The organism is Alteromonas sp. ABV4_150 (assembly GCF_056311745.1).
Window position 1 is genome coordinate 679,800 of sequence record NZ_CM149971.1, and the last position, 14,883, is coordinate 694,682.

The window sequence follows — 14,883 nt, forward strand, 5'->3', positions numbered from 1 at the left end:
GTGAATTCCCACAATGTCTAACGGTAGACATTTTAAAATAATAGTTAACTGTTAACACAATGTCAAACGTTAGACATTTACTTGTCATTTAATTTACATTTGCCAAAGCGCTAGCTTATCAATGAGCACTGCACTTTCTTCAGCGTTAATTGAAACCGCTGAACTCTCAGAGCTTGAAGGATAAACGCGAAAGGAAAATGCGGCTGCGTCGTTGATGAACACATCGACGACAGAGCCGTCAACAAACACTCTTATTTTATTAATTTCGCCAAACGCATCAGCGTCATAATTGCCCGACAGTACTTGCGGCCCTTCATCTTCATTGTTGCTATTAGACAAGGTTTTATCCAAACGAATCTCTCCTGTCTTATGGTTAAAAGAAAGAGAGGTGTGCTCGCCTTTCAGCTTATTTTTCATGAGTGAAATCGTTAACACATCGGTGCGCCACTCAATGCCGTCGAGCAAAAGTTCATATTGGTTAATTTTAACGTCGATATTTGTTGCGCTATCGGCAAGATTTAACGCTTCCTCTTCATATAAAAGAGATTGTCTGAGAAGCTTAAGCTCTGGGGCCGGTGCTTGCCCCAGCGTTTTTTGATCCGGCATTAGGAACCAGCGCCTTGGTAAACTAAATGTGTGTGTCCATCCAGCATCTTCTTGTGCTTGCGATGAACGCCTTTCATCTACAATGCCTATCGCTCTCAAGTCGTTATCATCTGCTCTAGCCACTGTGGGCGAAAGGTGACCAACGATAATATCCAACATTTTGGGCTCTTTATAATTCGGAGAAAAAACACCGTTCTCCCATTTTCCCGTCCAATACACACCACGTGTAGCTGGCTCCCCATATTTCTGAACATCGCCACCGATAGGGTTTACAACTAGAACATGGGTTTCGTCATCTAATGGCTCAAAAACAGGCATCTCCCAAATATCAGAACCTATATCTAGCAGACGATAGGCAATATCACTAAATTGACGCTTGTGACGCCAGCCTTTATCTTGTTCTTTCAAATCGAGAACATAGTAATCTAGGCCACCATATCCTTCATAAGCTGCACCAATTATCATGTGCCACGAATCATCTTCTCTCCAAAGATAAGGGTCCCTGAAGTCTTTCACGTGCTGTGTGTTAATAATTGGACCTTTCTTCTCCCAATGAAGCAGATTTTCGTCGGTACTAATAGCCATAGAAATACCGGGATTTGCCGCCTTGAGTCGGTCAAAATGGTTAACGCTGGTGTAAAAAGCAAAGCCTACACCGTCTTCGACAATAACGTCGCCTGACCAAATGCCTTTCATATCGAAACCAAACTTTTCGTTCTGTAACTCAGGCCATAGCGCGTCTTGTACATTTGTCCAACGGGCTAGATCGTCACTAAGCATATGTCCCCAGTGCATCTGAGTCTTGAAAGGCCCGTTAGGTGTGCGTTGATAAAACATGTGCCACCTTCCGTTCTTTCTGACCAGGCCATGGGGTTCATTGGTCCAATTTGCAGGAGGCATTGCGTGAAACGATGGACGTAGATGGTCATCTTCAAAGCGGCTTGAAGGAACAGCAAGCGCTTGTAGCGCTGTTGCGTCTGGGCTCACATTCAACCATTTTTTTAAGTGGTTTTTATCAAGTGGAGCATGGAGTACATTGATATCGTCAAACGCACCATTAAGCCAATTTACCGTGAAATTCAATATTTGTTTATTGATGCGTGGTTTGGCAAAGACCACTTCACTACTGCTGAAAACTACTTCACCTGGTAGATTCAATAGGGCTGACTCATTACCGTTGAAATAGAGCGTGGCTTCGCTCTTTGAGATGTCAACTGTTAAGGCAATATGTGCCCATGAGTAAGTAGGGAATTTCCCCTCGGCGTAGGCGCTTACGGTTTCATTCCCTTGTGTGACTGACACGCCCCAGCGCCCAAAAGTATCAATGAAAACGCTAATATCGCCATTTTCCGTAGGCAGATGAAAAAATGCGGAAGGCGTTAAATTATCAACGGTCACTTCGGCGTCTGATGGGTAGCTCTCAATAGCCACCCAAGTACCAATGGAAAAGTTTGTCTGAACGGTTTGAGCAAGCTTAAGTTTTGCAAAGCTCGAAAAGCCGTCTGTCCTCCACGCTTTTCCCGAAATCCCCGGCGTAAAGTCAGGACGTTTAAACTGGGTTTCTATTGAAAATGCTGCGTGGTCTGAGTCAAAATTGACATTTTGCTCTGCTGCATAAGCCCCTGAAAAAAAGAGTAGATACGCAAGCATCGAAAAGAAAAGCACAGGACAATAACGAGACTTTAATCTGAATATGCGCATTAAGATTCTCCTGTTACCAAAGCGTTATTGTCTTTTTGGCTATCCACGCTGGTGGGATTTAGCTCTATGAGATGAACAGCGCATTCCACAGTATCGGCGCTCTCACTTTGTATTTCGCAACGGTTAAAGGGTGAGGTTGGGAAAAGAGCCGCTGATATATTTGTACTGCCTCCATGCCAGAATACCTCTATAGACGCATTATCAAGCACAATAGTGGCATCTGTGTCTGACATGTTTGGCAGGGAGTACGCTTCAATTAGCGGCATAGTCCATAATTTTAGGTCAAACCCTGCTTTGCGTCTGTCAACTATCAACTTGTGAAGTCTTGGGATGTACTCGAGGGTTACTTTTTCACCGTGATCGTTAGTAAGCGTTAATTGAAAGACCGCTTTTTTCTCCAGGTTGCCATCCAGCTTTATTGCACATGCCGAATCTACCGGTAACGCAAAAGACGACTTTTTTTCAATTGCTTGAGAGTATATTTTTTTACTGTGAGCCAATAGCTCACGGCACGGTAAGCTTGAAACATATAACGTTTCAGCCGATGTTTGGGGGTTAGAAATCGAATTAAGAGTCAGCTCGCGAGGAATGGTCATTGCCCCCCGCCAAGGCGAAGTTGGCAACTCGGCAGCATAACTCCAGTTAGACATCCATCCTATGGTCACTCTGCGCTCTTGCGAAGACAGCCCATCAAACGATACGCCTGCGTAGTTGTCTGGACCAAAGTCTAACCACTTCACTTTTTCGTTATCTGCAAAAAAAACACCATTGGTAAAATCGCCAACAAAATATTGTGTGGCGCTGCCACTGTTCGGTCCACCCGGGTTCATACTAACTAACATAACCCATTTTGTTTTGCCCGATTTGGTGGTCAAGGGAAATAAATCAGGGCATTCCCATTCACCAGTATGCGAACCAATGCGATGACCAAAGTCGCTTGTATGATGCCATTTTTTCAAGTCACTGGAGGTATATATTCGAACAAATTGACCACATGCAAGTACCATCACCCACGCTTTTGACTCGTCATGCCAAAATACTTTAGGGTCACGAAAATCTTTGATACCAGGATTATCAATTACAGGGTTAAACGTGTAGTCCTGCCAAGTAAGCCCTTCATCTAAACTGTATGCGATACTTTGCCGCTGAACATTATCTTTTGAATGATGAGTAAAAATGGCAACTAAGGGGGAAATGCCATCTTTCATAAAACCGCTGGTGTTATTCTTATCTACAACAACACTCCCTGAGAAAATATAACCTAAGTTATCCGGATCTGCTGGTATGGCAACATTGACCTCTTCCCAGTCGAGCAGATTTTCCGATATGGCATGGCCCCAGCTCATGTTACCCCATTGGCTTCCAAACGGATTATATTGGAAAAATAGATGGTACTTACCATTCAGGTAAACGAGGCCATTAGGGTCGTTCATCCAGTTTTTCTTCGGCGTAAAGTGGATCTTTGGGCGCCACTTTGTTGATTCTGCCAACGTTGAATTACTTGTCATATCTTTTCCACAATTTTTTGACTATCGTTGGACATTATAGTTAATGGATAGTACCATCTGTCAATACAATGTTAACAAAAACATATTTTGTCGCTGTTTAACAGAGGGAAATCGATGCAGAACGCTGCTAAGATTGTCCCTTTTAGAACAAAGCAGAGTAACCCATGGCATCAATCACAGATGTAGCGAATAAAGCAGGCGTTTCGGTTAAAACCGTTTCACGCATTATGAATGGCTTTGAAGGCGTAAGTGAGCGAACCAAAGCGAAAGTTCACAAGGCAATGCAGGAGCTAGAGTATTACCCTTCAGCGGCTGCGCAAGCGTTGAGAGGCAAAGATTCAGGCATAGTAAGTTTAATTACTGAAAACCTGACTACCACACCGGACTCATTCGAAATTGTTGCAGGTATTCAAAGCGTGTGTGAAGCAAACGGAATGCTGTTGCTGATTGGAGAAACGGGCGGAAAAAAAGCGTCATTTGAAAAGCTTGTAGAAGATTTTAGACGCCAGCGCTCTCAAGCAATCATTTATGCAACCGTCTTCCATAAAGAAGTGAGTATTGAGCAAAAATTTGAACATTGCCCACTTATATTGGTGAATTGTTACGAGAGAGAAACTCGTCACTCGACAATACTTCCCGATGATGAAATGGGCGCATTCACGGCAACAAAGAAGCTTATTGAAGCAGGCCACAGCAATATCGCATTTCTTACATTATTTGATGATATGAGAGCAACGAAATTGCGTTTAGCTGGTTACAAGAGAGCTTTTGAAGAACATGATTTGCCCGTAAACGAAAAATTTATTAAGCAAGGGGTGTCTAGAGACCCGGAAGACGAATTTTCTTCATTAGAATTTACGCTAAGGGAGCTATTGTCATATGCAGAAAGGCCAACTGCGATCATGTGCGGTAACGACAAAATGGCAATGCGAGTCTACATGCTAGTAAGAGGCGTGCTGGGCTATCAAATACCAGAGCAAATCTCGGTGGTTGGCTACGATAATTATCACATGATAGCAGATAATCTAGTACCTAAATTAAGCACCGTTTCTCTACCTTATTTCAAAATGGGCGAGATGGCAGCCCAGCAAGCAATTGCACAAAGCCAGGATAATAAAATTCATAAACTCGCAGGAGAGTTTATATCACGTCAGTCTACTCGCGTTATTGATGAGTAAGTTTCATGAGGTTTGAGCATGTTAAATGTTTCACAAAGAAATTATTGGTTATTAAGCATTGCGCTGTTTTCTTTCTTTTTAACATGGTCATTCTCATTTTCCCTGTTTCCAATTTGGCTTAATCAGGTTGTTGGACTGGGAGGAAAAGATACTGGAATAATTTTTAGTCTTAATGCGGTTGCGGCGTTGATGATTATGCCGCTTTACGGATTCATTCAAGATAAGCTAGGGCTAAAGCGTCATTTACTTCTTATTGTGGGCTTATTGCTGGCGCTGTGTGGCCCCTTTTTCATCTTTGTTTATGCCCCACTGCTTGCGAACAATTTTTATGTAGGAGTAACTGCAGGCGCCATATTTTTTGGCTTTGCTTTTTCTGCAGGTGTTGGAGCGGTAGAAACCTACATTGAACGAGTCTCTCGCATTTCAGGTTTTGAGTTCGGAAAAGCGAGGATGTGGGGCTCGATTGGTTGGGCTACAGCTACCTTCTTCGCAGGCTCTATTTTTAATATTAATCCCGATTTTAACTTCTGGCTCGCTTCCTCATCTGCAATTATATTCCTTATCAGCTTACTTTGTGTAAAGCCAACCGAAAATAAAAGCTTAAGCCATGAGTTAGATAAAGAAGCTGAAGCGCTTCGCTTTAGCGACGTGCTCAACTTGCTTACACTAAGGGAATTTTGGGGCTTTGCTACATTTGTCATGGGTGTATCTTGCATTTATTCGGTTTACGATCAGCAGTTTCCCGTTTACTTTGCTTCACTTTTTCCGACGAGAGCTGAGGGTAACGCAATGTTCGGTTATCTAAATTCGTTTCAGGTATTTTTAGAAGCAGGGGGAATGTTTTTAGCCCCTTTCATTGTTAATAAAATTGGCGCTAAGAACGGCTTAATTCTCAGTGGCATCATCATGGCGACGCGTATGATTGGTTCGGGTTTCGCCTGGGATCCTATTTCGATTTCGGCAATGAAGCTGTTACATGCCGCAGAGTTACCGATAATGATTGTAGCAATATTTAAATACATCGCGGGTAACTTCGACCCTCGCCTCTCGTCAACCATGTATCTTGTTGGCTTTCAATTTACTACCCAAGTAGTTGCAAGCGTTCTGTCTATATTGGTAGGTCATATGTACGATGAAATAGGCTTTGCACTGTCTTATAAACTATTAGGCTGTATCGTTAGCCTTTTTGTGGTGGTGTCGTGCTTTACATTGCGTTCGCATACTGTCGAACAAAAGCCGCTCCACAATCAGAGCCCACATCTGAGTTAATCAACAGATTTGAATACTTTTTTGTGATAGCACTGACTAACGGTTCTCTGGCAACTTCACGTAGTCGCCATTGATGCCGTCGCATTAAACTCAGTAAGCCACGGCTCTTTCGCCCCTCGGGGTGCTGTATTTGTCATGCTTTTAAAAATAACAGGGTCAGTGTGGTAAGAAAGGTCGGCTTGAAAATACAGTAGCTCAAGCTCTGCAATATGTTCAAAGTGTAAGTAAGTTATCAATAACGCCCTTGATAACTATTTGGGAATGTCGAAGTAACGGTTCAACAACTAAATCTTTTCATTTTGTTCAACCAAGCAAATAGCGTTGCCTAGTACTTAGTCATTAGCGCTATCTGTACCAAGAAAAAATGCTGAAAACGTCATAGTGTTGGCTGGGAGTTAAATTACAACGCGTAAATTTTAATGTATGTATCATAAAATGACAGCTTGATAACATAAATTCATGTTTGAAAAGTCTAACGTAAATGTAACTTCATAATTTGCGTATTTTGTATCACCGAGACAAAAAGGCTCGAGAAGTTTTGCCGCCTTTCATTTGTTTAAATTGTGAGCGCTCACAATTAAATGTAATTGTTCCTTCATACAAGTCTGTAAGAGTAACGCCAAATATTCTTGGGTAGCAGAACGTATTAATGAAAAGTACTGAAGAAGAATCTATGACCGGCAGAGAGTTTTATCGCACGCTTAAAAAAAAGAGATTTCCATTAAGCTGCTTCGCCGTTAGGGCAAACACGTCGATAGTTAAATTAAAATCCCTTCAAATGGATGAAGCTGTGCCCACTTGGGTGCAGATAGAGATGAACAAGGTGTTTAGCTAGCAAGCAATTAAGGTGTCGCCATACCGATAGATTCCGTCAAATTCCAGCTAGTTTGAATGTTCGCTAAACCAATGCCCAACACTGTGCCAATCAGAATATGAGTGCTTGATACAGGTATTCGAAGTGTTGAAACGAGCATAACAACGCCTGATGCATAGTTGTAGGACGTGACGTACCGTTTAACTTGACTCGCGAAGCGTACAAGAATTGCTATGGCGATGGTGCAAACGGCTTCAATCGTGAGTATCAATCAAATACACGAGAGCGCATAATTATTCACCATTACAAAAAAATAAACTGAAATATACAGAATATAAAAACCGAGGGCTAAAAACAGTTCGGCTAAGGCAAAGGTTAAATACGCATGAAATAAATCTTTATTTTGAAACCCAAAGCTTACAGGAGTGTTTTTAAATTTGCAGTAATAATTTAAATAGACCAGGTGGTCATAAAAGTATCACTAAAGTGAAACTAAATTGCCACGCGTTAAATATATAAAGTGCACGTCAAAATGAAGCGTAGCGAGTAGTACTAATGAGTTCTCGTGAAAACTAGTACATCGTTGAGAGAATGGATTTCGCTATCAACCTGTTTACACCTCTTCTAGAGCAACAAGAAGACCAAGCACAATAAATATCATTAGGTTTCCTTGATGTAACTCTAGTTGTTGTCTAGTTTTTATACACCTCTGGCGTTCGCAGCTATGTCCTCATAGCGATTAAATTGCTTTTTGTCCCAGAGAGCAACACACACTCACATGTAATTCTTAATCCATAGGAAATCGATATGAAAAAACTGGCAAGCTTTTGTACAGCCACGCTTATGTTGTCAAGTGTGCCTACAATTGCGTTAGCAAATGATGATCTGCGTATATCAGGTTTTGCTTCGCTAGTAGGTGGAACTGTTATAGATGGCGATGGCTATTGGGCGAGGCTTCCCGAAGCTGCAGGCCAATACGAGTCTGGTTTAGAATTTCAAACAGAATCTCGACTTGGCTTACAGGCTCGTTATCAAGCGGCCGATAAATTGTCTCTCACGGCTCAAGCTATTTTCAGAGGTATAAATGATTTTGAACCAACACTGGAATGGCTTTATGCATCTTATGAGATAACACCAAGCTTAGAAGTGAATGCAGGAAGAATGCGACTTCCAGTTTACCACTTTTCAGATTATATGGATGTAGGTATCGCTTACCCTTGGTTACGGGTACCATCTGACGCTTATTCACTAGCCGTTACGAATTATCACGGTATTAGCTTGCGTTACATGTTGGATTGGAACAAAGGCACAACAAACTTTCTCTTATACGGTGGTCAACAAGACACTGATCCAAACGATTTGATCACAACCATTGAACAGTATAAAACTGAACAGCTTTATAATGAGAATGGAGGCTTTAGAGGTGTTCGGGGTATAAGAACAACTAAAGACTACGAAGATATGAAAGGTCTAGTTGTAGACACTCAGATCGACTGGTTCAATCTGAGATTATCTTACCTAGAAGGTAAAGAGAATTTCACGTTCTATGCCGAGGGTGATTATCCGTCAACGCCTCTATTTGGTGACGAGTGGGTCGATACACAATTTATCGACGTTTCAACATCAATCGATTACGAAGGTTGGTTTTTCATCGCAGAGTGGAATGAATACGACACGATATATACGTCGTGGTTCACATCGCTAGCAAAAACTTTCGGAGACTGGACTCCCTACGTTTTCTATTCAAACTTTGAAGGCGAGCTTCGGTTTATCGCTCCGGGTGGTATATCAGCCGGTTTTGAAGATGGAGCGACAGGTTCACTAGACGACGAATATAACTCTGTAGGTGTTGGTGTTCGCTATAACATTAACCCGCGCACCGCATTAAAGTTTGAAATTACCAACTTTAATGACGAAGGAGACGCAGCGGTTTACATTGATGAAGACCAGGACGGTGATACTGACGCTACGGCTGTAGCGATTTCTTTAGATTTAGTGTTCTGAGGCTGAGTTATGATGAAGAAACTAGCGTTACTCTGTTTAATTTTAGCGATGCCGACCCATGCGGCTAATGTGGTTATTATCAATGCAAATAATGCTTCTGGAACGGATATGGACACCGTTCAGAGAATTTATCTTGGAAAGGTAAAAGCCTTTTCGGATGGCAGTAAAGCATTGCCTTTAACCTACGAGCAAGGTGATAGTACTCGTGAAGCATTTAACAACACGGTATTGAAAAAATCAGAGAGTCAATATTCAGCGTTCTGGTCAAAACTAGTATTCACCGGCAGGGGAACTCCACCAGAGTCAGTGTCTACACAAGAAGAGATGGTAAAGCTTGTGGGAACAAATCCCAACACTATCGGGTTTGTGGATGAGAGTCTTGTCGATGATTCTGTGAAGGTTATTGGCAGCTTTTAACTAGGCCAAGGCTATTAGAGGTTGTTGAAAGAACCGAATGACAAACGTTTAGATAGCCTTCTCTATAAGTGAAGCGGTAAACCCTGTGCCCTCAATTATTTGGGGGCCTTTTTACCTCAGTGGTTATGAAGCCTATTTTTCCGGTAATATGGCAAATTCATTTAATGAAAGAATGCATACCTGTAAAAAAGCAAAACTAATCGGATAGTGTTTTAATACTCGTTTTCACATCAATCAACGCACTATACAATATTTCTAACTTTTCATTGAAGCCGTCTGCTGTTTCGTGCTTATTACGTTTTATATTTACTCAATAGCACTGACTAATTTTTCAAGGATTAACGAGCCAATGTATCGAAGTGCTGTTGTAAAATATGCTTCATGTGCGCAATGGGCTGCTATTGTTGTGTCCGCTTCCCCATTAATGAGACACCGACTTTATGTCGTTTTTTGTAGCTCTTATAAATTAAAACAACTAATTGTCTTTTTTTCGAAATTGCCCTGGGCTTACGCCAGTCCATTTTTTAAAAGCGCGATTAAAGTTGGATGTATCCCTAAACCCTAGTTCATAGCCAATTTCAGAGGTTGTTTTAGTCGTGTTTAATAGCAGCTTTTTGGCAATGGTTGAACGCGTATTGTCGAGCATTTGCTGATAGGTTGTATTAGATTTCTGAAGTTCTCTGCGCAGTGTTCTTGGTGACATGCAAAGATGGGTTGCTGCATCGGTCAAGGAAGGGTAGCTTCCAGAGCAGTTGAGAATAAGTTCGTTCACTTCCCGTATAATACCGCTTTGTCCCTCTCCCCTACTCAACATCTCCTGGCATATTTGTGTTGTTGTTTTTTCAGTGTCAGGATCGGCTGTAGGCAGTGGCCTGGTCAGAAAGCTGGCATCTAAAAATAACTTGGTTGTGTGTAAACCGAAAACAACTGGATAATTTACAGTACCAGCCTCTTGATACCATTCACTCGGTTCCTCACAACCAAATTCGACCCGCTCTATAACGTTAAGCTTCTCGATTAAAAGATGTGAAAACGTGATCAAATGCACTAACGATACACGACAGCATGAAGTATCGTACTTCACCAAAATCGAAGGTCTCGTTAATCTGTAACATTGCCGACTCAGCGTTTTGCGGTACGCTTAACAACGTCAATTCGTAAGATGGAGCTCTGAGCTTGAAAAAGCGAGTAAGTGTTCTTACCGCGGCAGCGCCATTTTCAGCAGCCATAATTGCGTATCCAAGTAACCCCAGCGCGGTAATGTTTATATGCCGACCAAATCGCCATCCTAAATGGGGATCACCAGTAGTACTCAACGCGTTTTTAATAAATATACTATGCTGATCAAACGTTAGCCTGAACTCATCGTCCAGAAATTCTTCTTCTTGAAAGTTCAGGCCTTTCAACAACGAAGCTGAGCTAATACCTTTATCAATAAGCGCTCGAAATAGCACTCTTTGAAAATGCGTTGGGATAACCGAGTCTTTAGCGTTAACAAATGTTTTGCTCATTAGAACATCCGAAGAAAGGTGCTGAGTAGTATTTTGTATCACTTCGCGAGTGTAGCACTTGGCCACATATGACCACATTTTGACCTTAAATGCTATTTTAACAATTAACTTCAAGTTTTAACGTTTAAAACAGCGTAATTGCACCGTTCCAATACTGACTCCGAAATACATGCGTAGAACAAAACGCTGTCAGTATCGAATGTGATCAGAAGGCACCAATAGTGGTGAGCATCGATAAAAGAACAAAATTGAAAAACAGGCGGTGGTTAAATGTACAGAAAACGTATTATTGAAGTAATGGTACTCTTTTTTTCCTTTGCCGCTTCTGTTGAAGCGACTCAGAGCGATACTCGACCAAATATTCTTTTGGTGCTTCTCGATGACGTTGGCTTTATGGATTTCAGTGCCTATGGCAGTGATACTGCTACCCCAAATATTGACCAATTGGGAAATACGGGCACTATGTTGACACGTTACTACACCTCACCTCTATGTGGTCCTAGCCGCGCTTCACTTATGACAGGACAAAGTCCACATCAAGTTGGCGCGGCAACATTAGCCGAAGTGTTGACCGATGAAATGCGAGCCATGCCCGCTTATAACATGACGTGGGCTGACCAACAGCAAACTATCGCTTCAAGACTCAAATTGGCCGGATACCAAACTTTTGTATCTGGCAAATGGGGGATAGGTGACATTGGAGCCAACTTGCCCCATAGGTTTGGTTTTGAAAAATCTTGGGTTTTAGATTCTACAGGTTCTAGCAACTATCGGGCTAAATCATACCTTCCACATTATTTGGAAGTTGAATGGTACGAAAATGGGAAGCGAACTTCCCTGCCTGAGGACTTTTACTCGTCTCGTAATATCGTTGATAAAATGATTGAGTATGTGGATGAAGCCGACCCATCCAAGCCATATTTTGGCTATCTGTCATTTCAGGCTATTCACATTCCTCTTCAGGTTTCGCCAGAGTTTATCAATAAATATAACGGTGTATTTGATAAAGGGTGGGACGTAATGCGCAAGGAGCGCTTACAAAAAGCGATTGCGCTTGGCTTAGTACCTGAAACAACAACACTATCTGATGGTGCGTATAACGACCGCGACTGGAACAGCTTAACTAATAGTGAGAAAGCTTACTGGGCTCGCGTAATGCAAGTGAACGCTGGCATGCTTGAATCGGCAGACTTTCATCTTGGAAGGCTTATCCAACATTTAGAATCAAAAGGCCAGTTAGACAATACTATCGTTATTGTCACCTCCGACAACGGCCCCGAATATAATACGCTTGGAAAAACCTCTAAGCCTGCTGTAAAAGCTTTTGAAAAGTTTTGGATGGCAATTGAGGGTTGGGACGTCAGCTATGAAAATTTAGGGCAAGAGGGCAGCCTTGCAGCCATTGGGCATGAATGGGCATCGGTGTCTGCTGCACCTTTTCACTTGTTTAAATTCAATGCTTCAGAGGGCGGACTGCGTGTTCCCTTCGTAATTTCGGGCCCTGATATTCCAAAAAAAGGGTTTATTGATAGTAGGGCCCAAGTCGCCGATATTACTCCAACGCTGCTCGATTTTGCAGGCGTCGATTATAACCCCGATGAATTTTACGGCAGAAGTTTAAGGCCTGTGTTAACTGGGCGGGCAACAAACGTATACGGCGAGGATGATGCTTTTGCATTTGAGGTAAGTGGAACCGCAGCGCTGTACAAAGGAAATTGGAAAATTACCAAAACACCGCCGCCACACGGAGATGGAAATTGGCATCTGTATGACTTATCGGTAGATCCTGGCGAGACCACCGATGTTGCACCTCAACACCCTAGTCTTTTTCAAGAAATGCGCGATGAATATAACGCCTATGCAAACGACGTTGGGGTCTTTGAACTCCCACCTGGTGAAAGTTCGCGCAAACAACTCGTTATCAATGCAATAAAAGGGACAGCAAGTAATTACTGGTACATCTTTGCTGGCTTGGCAGCAGCCGCGCTTTTAGTCTTTTACTTGTTGTTTGTTTTCGCAAAACGCTTATTTCAGCGATAGGTAAATAGTGGTCGATAGTCGGGATACGGCTAAGCGCAAATAATTCAACAAAATGAAATGTCGACAACGAGGAATTTAAAAATGGTGTGGTGGAAAGTCGTCCTAATTGGTATCCCATTAACTGGCATTATTCTATGGCTGGGTCTTCCTAGACTACTCCACGCGATAGGGTTGCACCCCAGCTACGACATGCCAAGCTATAACCTAAGAGGAAAGCGTGCATTAGTCATTACTACAAGTCATGACACGCTTGGTGAAACGGGCAAGGCAACGGGAGTTTTTGGTTCGGAGATGACTGTGCCCTATTATGCCTTTTGGGGTGCAGGTTTAGATGTAGACATTGCGTCAATCAAAGGAGGTGAAATTCCGGTTGAACCATTTTCTATGGGCTGGCCACTGGCAACGCCTGAAGATAAACGCTTCAAAAAGGACAATGAAGCGATGAACAAATTAAAGAACTCTATTCCAATCAGCCAAGTCGATCCAAATGAATACGATGTTTATTATATGGCAGGCGGCTGGGGTGCAGCCTACGATCTTGCCCAATCCCCGGAACTGGCAGATTTAATTACAAAAGCAAATGCAAATAATAAAGTGCTTGGCTCGGTCTGCCATGGCGCGTTGGGCTTAGTCAGTGCGAGATCTGAAGATGGCTCACCACTGATTGCGGGCCGAAAGGTTACAGGCGTAACTAACCGTCAAATTAAACAGCTAGGTATTGAGGTTACTCCAAAACACCCTGAAACAGAGATGCGAAAAGCGGGGGCTAAGTTTGAGTCTAAAACGGCAACCATTGAAATGTTGGCAACACATGTAGTTGTGGATGGCAATATTGTGACCGGTCAAAATCAAAACAGTGGATATGAAACGTCACATCGTATTCTAGAGATAATCGATAATCAGATAAGTCAATAGAACGCCAATGATGAAGCTATCGCCTACTCGTTTTTTCTCTGTTGTGTTTGTTTGCATTTGCACTATTGCAATACTATTTATTTCTTCATCAGCAAAACTAGAAAAAGCGTATAAACCTTGTCAATTACCGTCAGACATTGTCGATAGCTTCATTCACATAGAAGGAGGTGGTTTCATTCAAGGTGCAAATGGGATGTATCCGGAAGAAGGCCCACCTAAGAAGGTATTTGTTTCTCCTTTTCTCTTGCAGGTAACTGAAGTCACCAATAACCAGTTCGCCAAATTTGTTGAGCAAACAGGTTATGTAACAGACGCTGAAAAAGGCATTGGCTCTGCGCAGTTTTCCGAATCAGACACACCTTGGATAACTGCCTCATGGTGGCATTTGGATGAAGGGGCAACCTGGAAAACACCAGATGGTTTAGAGAGTAACCTTGACGGAAGAGGTCTTCATCCGGTTATTCATGTCACCTTAAATGATGCAAGAGCGTATGCGAAATGGGCTGGCGGCCGTATTCCCACAGAAATGGAATGGGAGTATGCGGCAAGCCTGGGACTTTTTGACCCACTTGTACCAGAATCTGGAATGCAAGCGCCTGACGGTTCACCTCGAGCAAATATCTGGACAGGAACATTTCCTGACGTCAATACAGAAGAAGATGGCTTTTCAGGTATTGCTCCCGTAGGTTGTTTTAAACAAAACCTCGTTGGCGTTTACGATATGATTGGCAACGTGTGGGAATGGACTGAAAGCCGGTACAGTAATGCCAAGCCCAGATTTACCATCAAAGGGGGTTCGTTTCTTTGCGGTGGAAACTATTGCCGACGATACAGAGCCGCTGCTCGGCAGGGTATGGAACAGAACTTTAGTACGGCACATTTAGGCTTTCGCATTGTAAAAGATATTTAATTAACGGGGT

At 42.5% G+C, this 14,883-nt stretch carries 14 protein-coding genes; 8 read left to right on the forward strand and 6 right to left on the reverse strand.

Translation table 11 applies throughout. The features are described 5' to 3' along the window. Positions 1 to 93: 93 nt before the first annotated feature. Together ACYX4M_RS02940 and ACYX4M_RS02945 are read right to left on the reverse strand one after the other, a co-directional pair. Entirely contained in the window at positions 94 to 2,307 is a 2,214-nt protein-coding gene (locus ACYX4M_RS02940) for a glycoside hydrolase family 32 protein (protein ID WP_476081821.1), read from the reverse strand. Further along, complete coding sequence (locus ACYX4M_RS02945; protein WP_476081822.1) at positions 2,307 to 3,815, reverse strand: glycoside hydrolase family 32 protein; 1,509 nt, start codon at positions 3,813 to 3,815, stop codon at positions 2,307 to 2,309. The genes ACYX4M_RS02940 and ACYX4M_RS02945 overlap by 1 nt, the downstream gene beginning before the upstream one ends. Positions 3,816 to 3,979: 164 nt before the next feature. Between ACYX4M_RS02945 and ACYX4M_RS02950 the strand changes: the two genes are divergently transcribed. Then, complete coding sequence (locus ACYX4M_RS02950; protein WP_476081823.1) at positions 3,980 to 4,993, forward strand: LacI family DNA-binding transcriptional regulator; 1,014 nt, start codon at positions 3,980 to 3,982, stop codon at positions 4,991 to 4,993. 18 nt (positions 4,994 to 5,011) lie between these two features. Then, positions 5,012 to 6,262, forward strand: coding sequence for an oligosaccharide MFS transporter (locus ACYX4M_RS02955; protein ID WP_476081824.1), 1,251 nt, complete (start codon positions 5,012 to 5,014; stop codon positions 6,260 to 6,262). A gap of 56 nt (positions 6,263 to 6,318) precedes the next feature. On the opposite strand, the gene ACYX4M_RS02960 is transcribed toward ACYX4M_RS02955, so the two are convergent. Beyond that, positions 6,319 to 6,498, reverse strand: a complete 180-nt coding sequence (locus ACYX4M_RS02960) for a hypothetical protein (RefSeq protein ID WP_476081825.1) — start codon at positions 6,496 to 6,498, stop codon at positions 6,319 to 6,321. 413 nt (positions 6,499 to 6,911) lie between these two features. On the opposite strand from ACYX4M_RS02960, the gene ACYX4M_RS02965 reads away from it, so the two are divergent. After that, a complete protein-coding gene (locus ACYX4M_RS02965; RefSeq protein WP_476081826.1) occupies positions 6,912 to 7,097 on the forward strand; it encodes a hypothetical protein in 186 nt (61 codons plus the stop codon). 7 nt (positions 7,098 to 7,104) lie between these two features. On the opposite strand, the gene ACYX4M_RS02970 is transcribed toward ACYX4M_RS02965, so the two are convergent. Beyond that, on the reverse strand, positions 7,105 to 7,236 hold the full coding sequence (locus tag ACYX4M_RS02970; RefSeq protein WP_476081827.1) for a hypothetical protein: 132 nt from the start codon (positions 7,234 to 7,236) through the stop codon (positions 7,105 to 7,107). A 647-nt stretch (positions 7,237 to 7,883) separates the two neighbouring features. On the opposite strand from ACYX4M_RS02970, the gene ACYX4M_RS02975 reads away from it, so the two are divergent. Continuing rightward, entirely contained in the window at positions 7,884 to 9,080 is a 1,197-nt protein-coding gene (locus ACYX4M_RS02975) for a porin (RefSeq protein WP_476081828.1), read from the forward strand. Positions 9,081 to 9,089: 9 nt separating this feature from the next. After that, entirely contained in the window at positions 9,090 to 9,497 is a 408-nt protein-coding gene (locus ACYX4M_RS02980; RefSeq protein ID WP_476081829.1) for a type 2 periplasmic-binding domain-containing protein, read from the forward strand. Between the two features lie 475 nt (positions 9,498 to 9,972). Here ACYX4M_RS02980 and ACYX4M_RS02985 read toward each other — a convergent pair whose 3' ends face one another. Both ACYX4M_RS02985 and ACYX4M_RS02990 read right to left on the reverse strand, forming a co-directional pair. After that, on the reverse strand, positions 9,973 to 10,545 hold the full coding sequence (locus ACYX4M_RS02985; RefSeq protein WP_476081830.1) for a helix-turn-helix domain-containing protein: 573 nt from the start codon (positions 10,543 to 10,545) through the stop codon (positions 9,973 to 9,975). Next, positions 10,502 to 11,008 (reverse strand): AraC family transcriptional regulator ligand-binding domain-containing protein, encoded by a 507-nt coding sequence (locus ACYX4M_RS02990; protein ID WP_476081831.1) that lies wholly within the window; start codon positions 11,006 to 11,008, stop codon positions 10,502 to 10,504. The genes ACYX4M_RS02985 and ACYX4M_RS02990 overlap by 44 nt, the downstream gene beginning before the upstream one ends. A gap of 270 nt (positions 11,009 to 11,278) precedes the next feature. Between ACYX4M_RS02990 and ACYX4M_RS02995 the strand changes: the two genes are divergently transcribed. The 3 genes from ACYX4M_RS02995 (at position 11,279) to ACYX4M_RS03005 (ending at position 14,873) form a co-directional block, all read left to right on the forward strand. Then, entirely contained in the window at positions 11,279 to 13,048 is a 1,770-nt protein-coding gene (locus ACYX4M_RS02995) for an arylsulfatase (protein WP_476081832.1), read from the forward strand. A gap of 81 nt (positions 13,049 to 13,129) precedes the next feature. Then, positions 13,130 to 13,963 (forward strand): type 1 glutamine amidotransferase domain-containing protein, encoded by an 834-nt coding sequence (locus ACYX4M_RS03000; protein ID WP_476081833.1) that lies wholly within the window; start codon positions 13,130 to 13,132, stop codon positions 13,961 to 13,963. Positions 13,964 to 13,970: 7 nt separating this feature from the next. Then, the gene (locus tag ACYX4M_RS03005) at positions 13,971 to 14,873 is read left to right on the forward strand and encodes a formylglycine-generating enzyme family protein (protein WP_476081834.1); all 903 of its coding nucleotides are present in this window, start codon (positions 13,971 to 13,973) and stop codon (positions 14,871 to 14,873) included. The last annotated feature ends 10 nt before the right edge of the window (positions 14,874 to 14,883 follow it).

Coding starts and splice junctions, on each gene's coding strand:
- ACYX4M_RS02940 (WP_476081821.1), bottom strand. CDS start 2,307: ATGCGCATATTCAGATTAAAGTCTCGTTATTGTCCTGTGCTTTTCTTT.
- ACYX4M_RS02945 (WP_476081822.1), bottom strand. CDS start 3,815: ATGACAAGTAATTCAACGTTGGCAGAATCAACAAAGTGGCGCCCAAAG.
- ACYX4M_RS02950 (WP_476081823.1), top strand. CDS start 3,980: ATGGCATCAATCACAGATGTAGCGAATAAAGCAGGCGTTTCGGTTAAA.
- ACYX4M_RS02955 (WP_476081824.1), top strand. CDS start 5,012: ATGTTAAATGTTTCACAAAGAAATTATTGGTTATTAAGCATTGCGCTG.
- ACYX4M_RS02965 (WP_476081826.1), top strand. CDS start 6,912: ATGAAAAGTACTGAAGAAGAATCTATGACCGGCAGAGAGTTTTATCGC.
- ACYX4M_RS02970 (WP_476081827.1), bottom strand. CDS start 7,236: ATGCTCGTTTCAACACTTCGAATACCTGTATCAAGCACTCATATTCTG.
- ACYX4M_RS02975 (WP_476081828.1), top strand. CDS start 7,884: ATGAAAAAACTGGCAAGCTTTTGTACAGCCACGCTTATGTTGTCAAGT.
- ACYX4M_RS02980 (WP_476081829.1), top strand. CDS start 9,090: ATGATGAAGAAACTAGCGTTACTCTGTTTAATTTTAGCGATGCCGACC.
- ACYX4M_RS02990 (WP_476081831.1), bottom strand. CDS start 11,008: ATGAGCAAAACATTTGTTAACGCTAAAGACTCGGTTATCCCAACGCAT.
- ACYX4M_RS02995 (WP_476081832.1), top strand. CDS start 11,279: ATGTACAGAAAACGTATTATTGAAGTAATGGTACTCTTTTTTTCCTTT.
- ACYX4M_RS03000 (WP_476081833.1), top strand. CDS start 13,130: ATGGTGTGGTGGAAAGTCGTCCTAATTGGTATCCCATTAACTGGCATT.
- ACYX4M_RS03005 (WP_476081834.1), top strand. CDS start 13,971: ATGATGAAGCTATCGCCTACTCGTTTTTTCTCTGTTGTGTTTGTTTGC.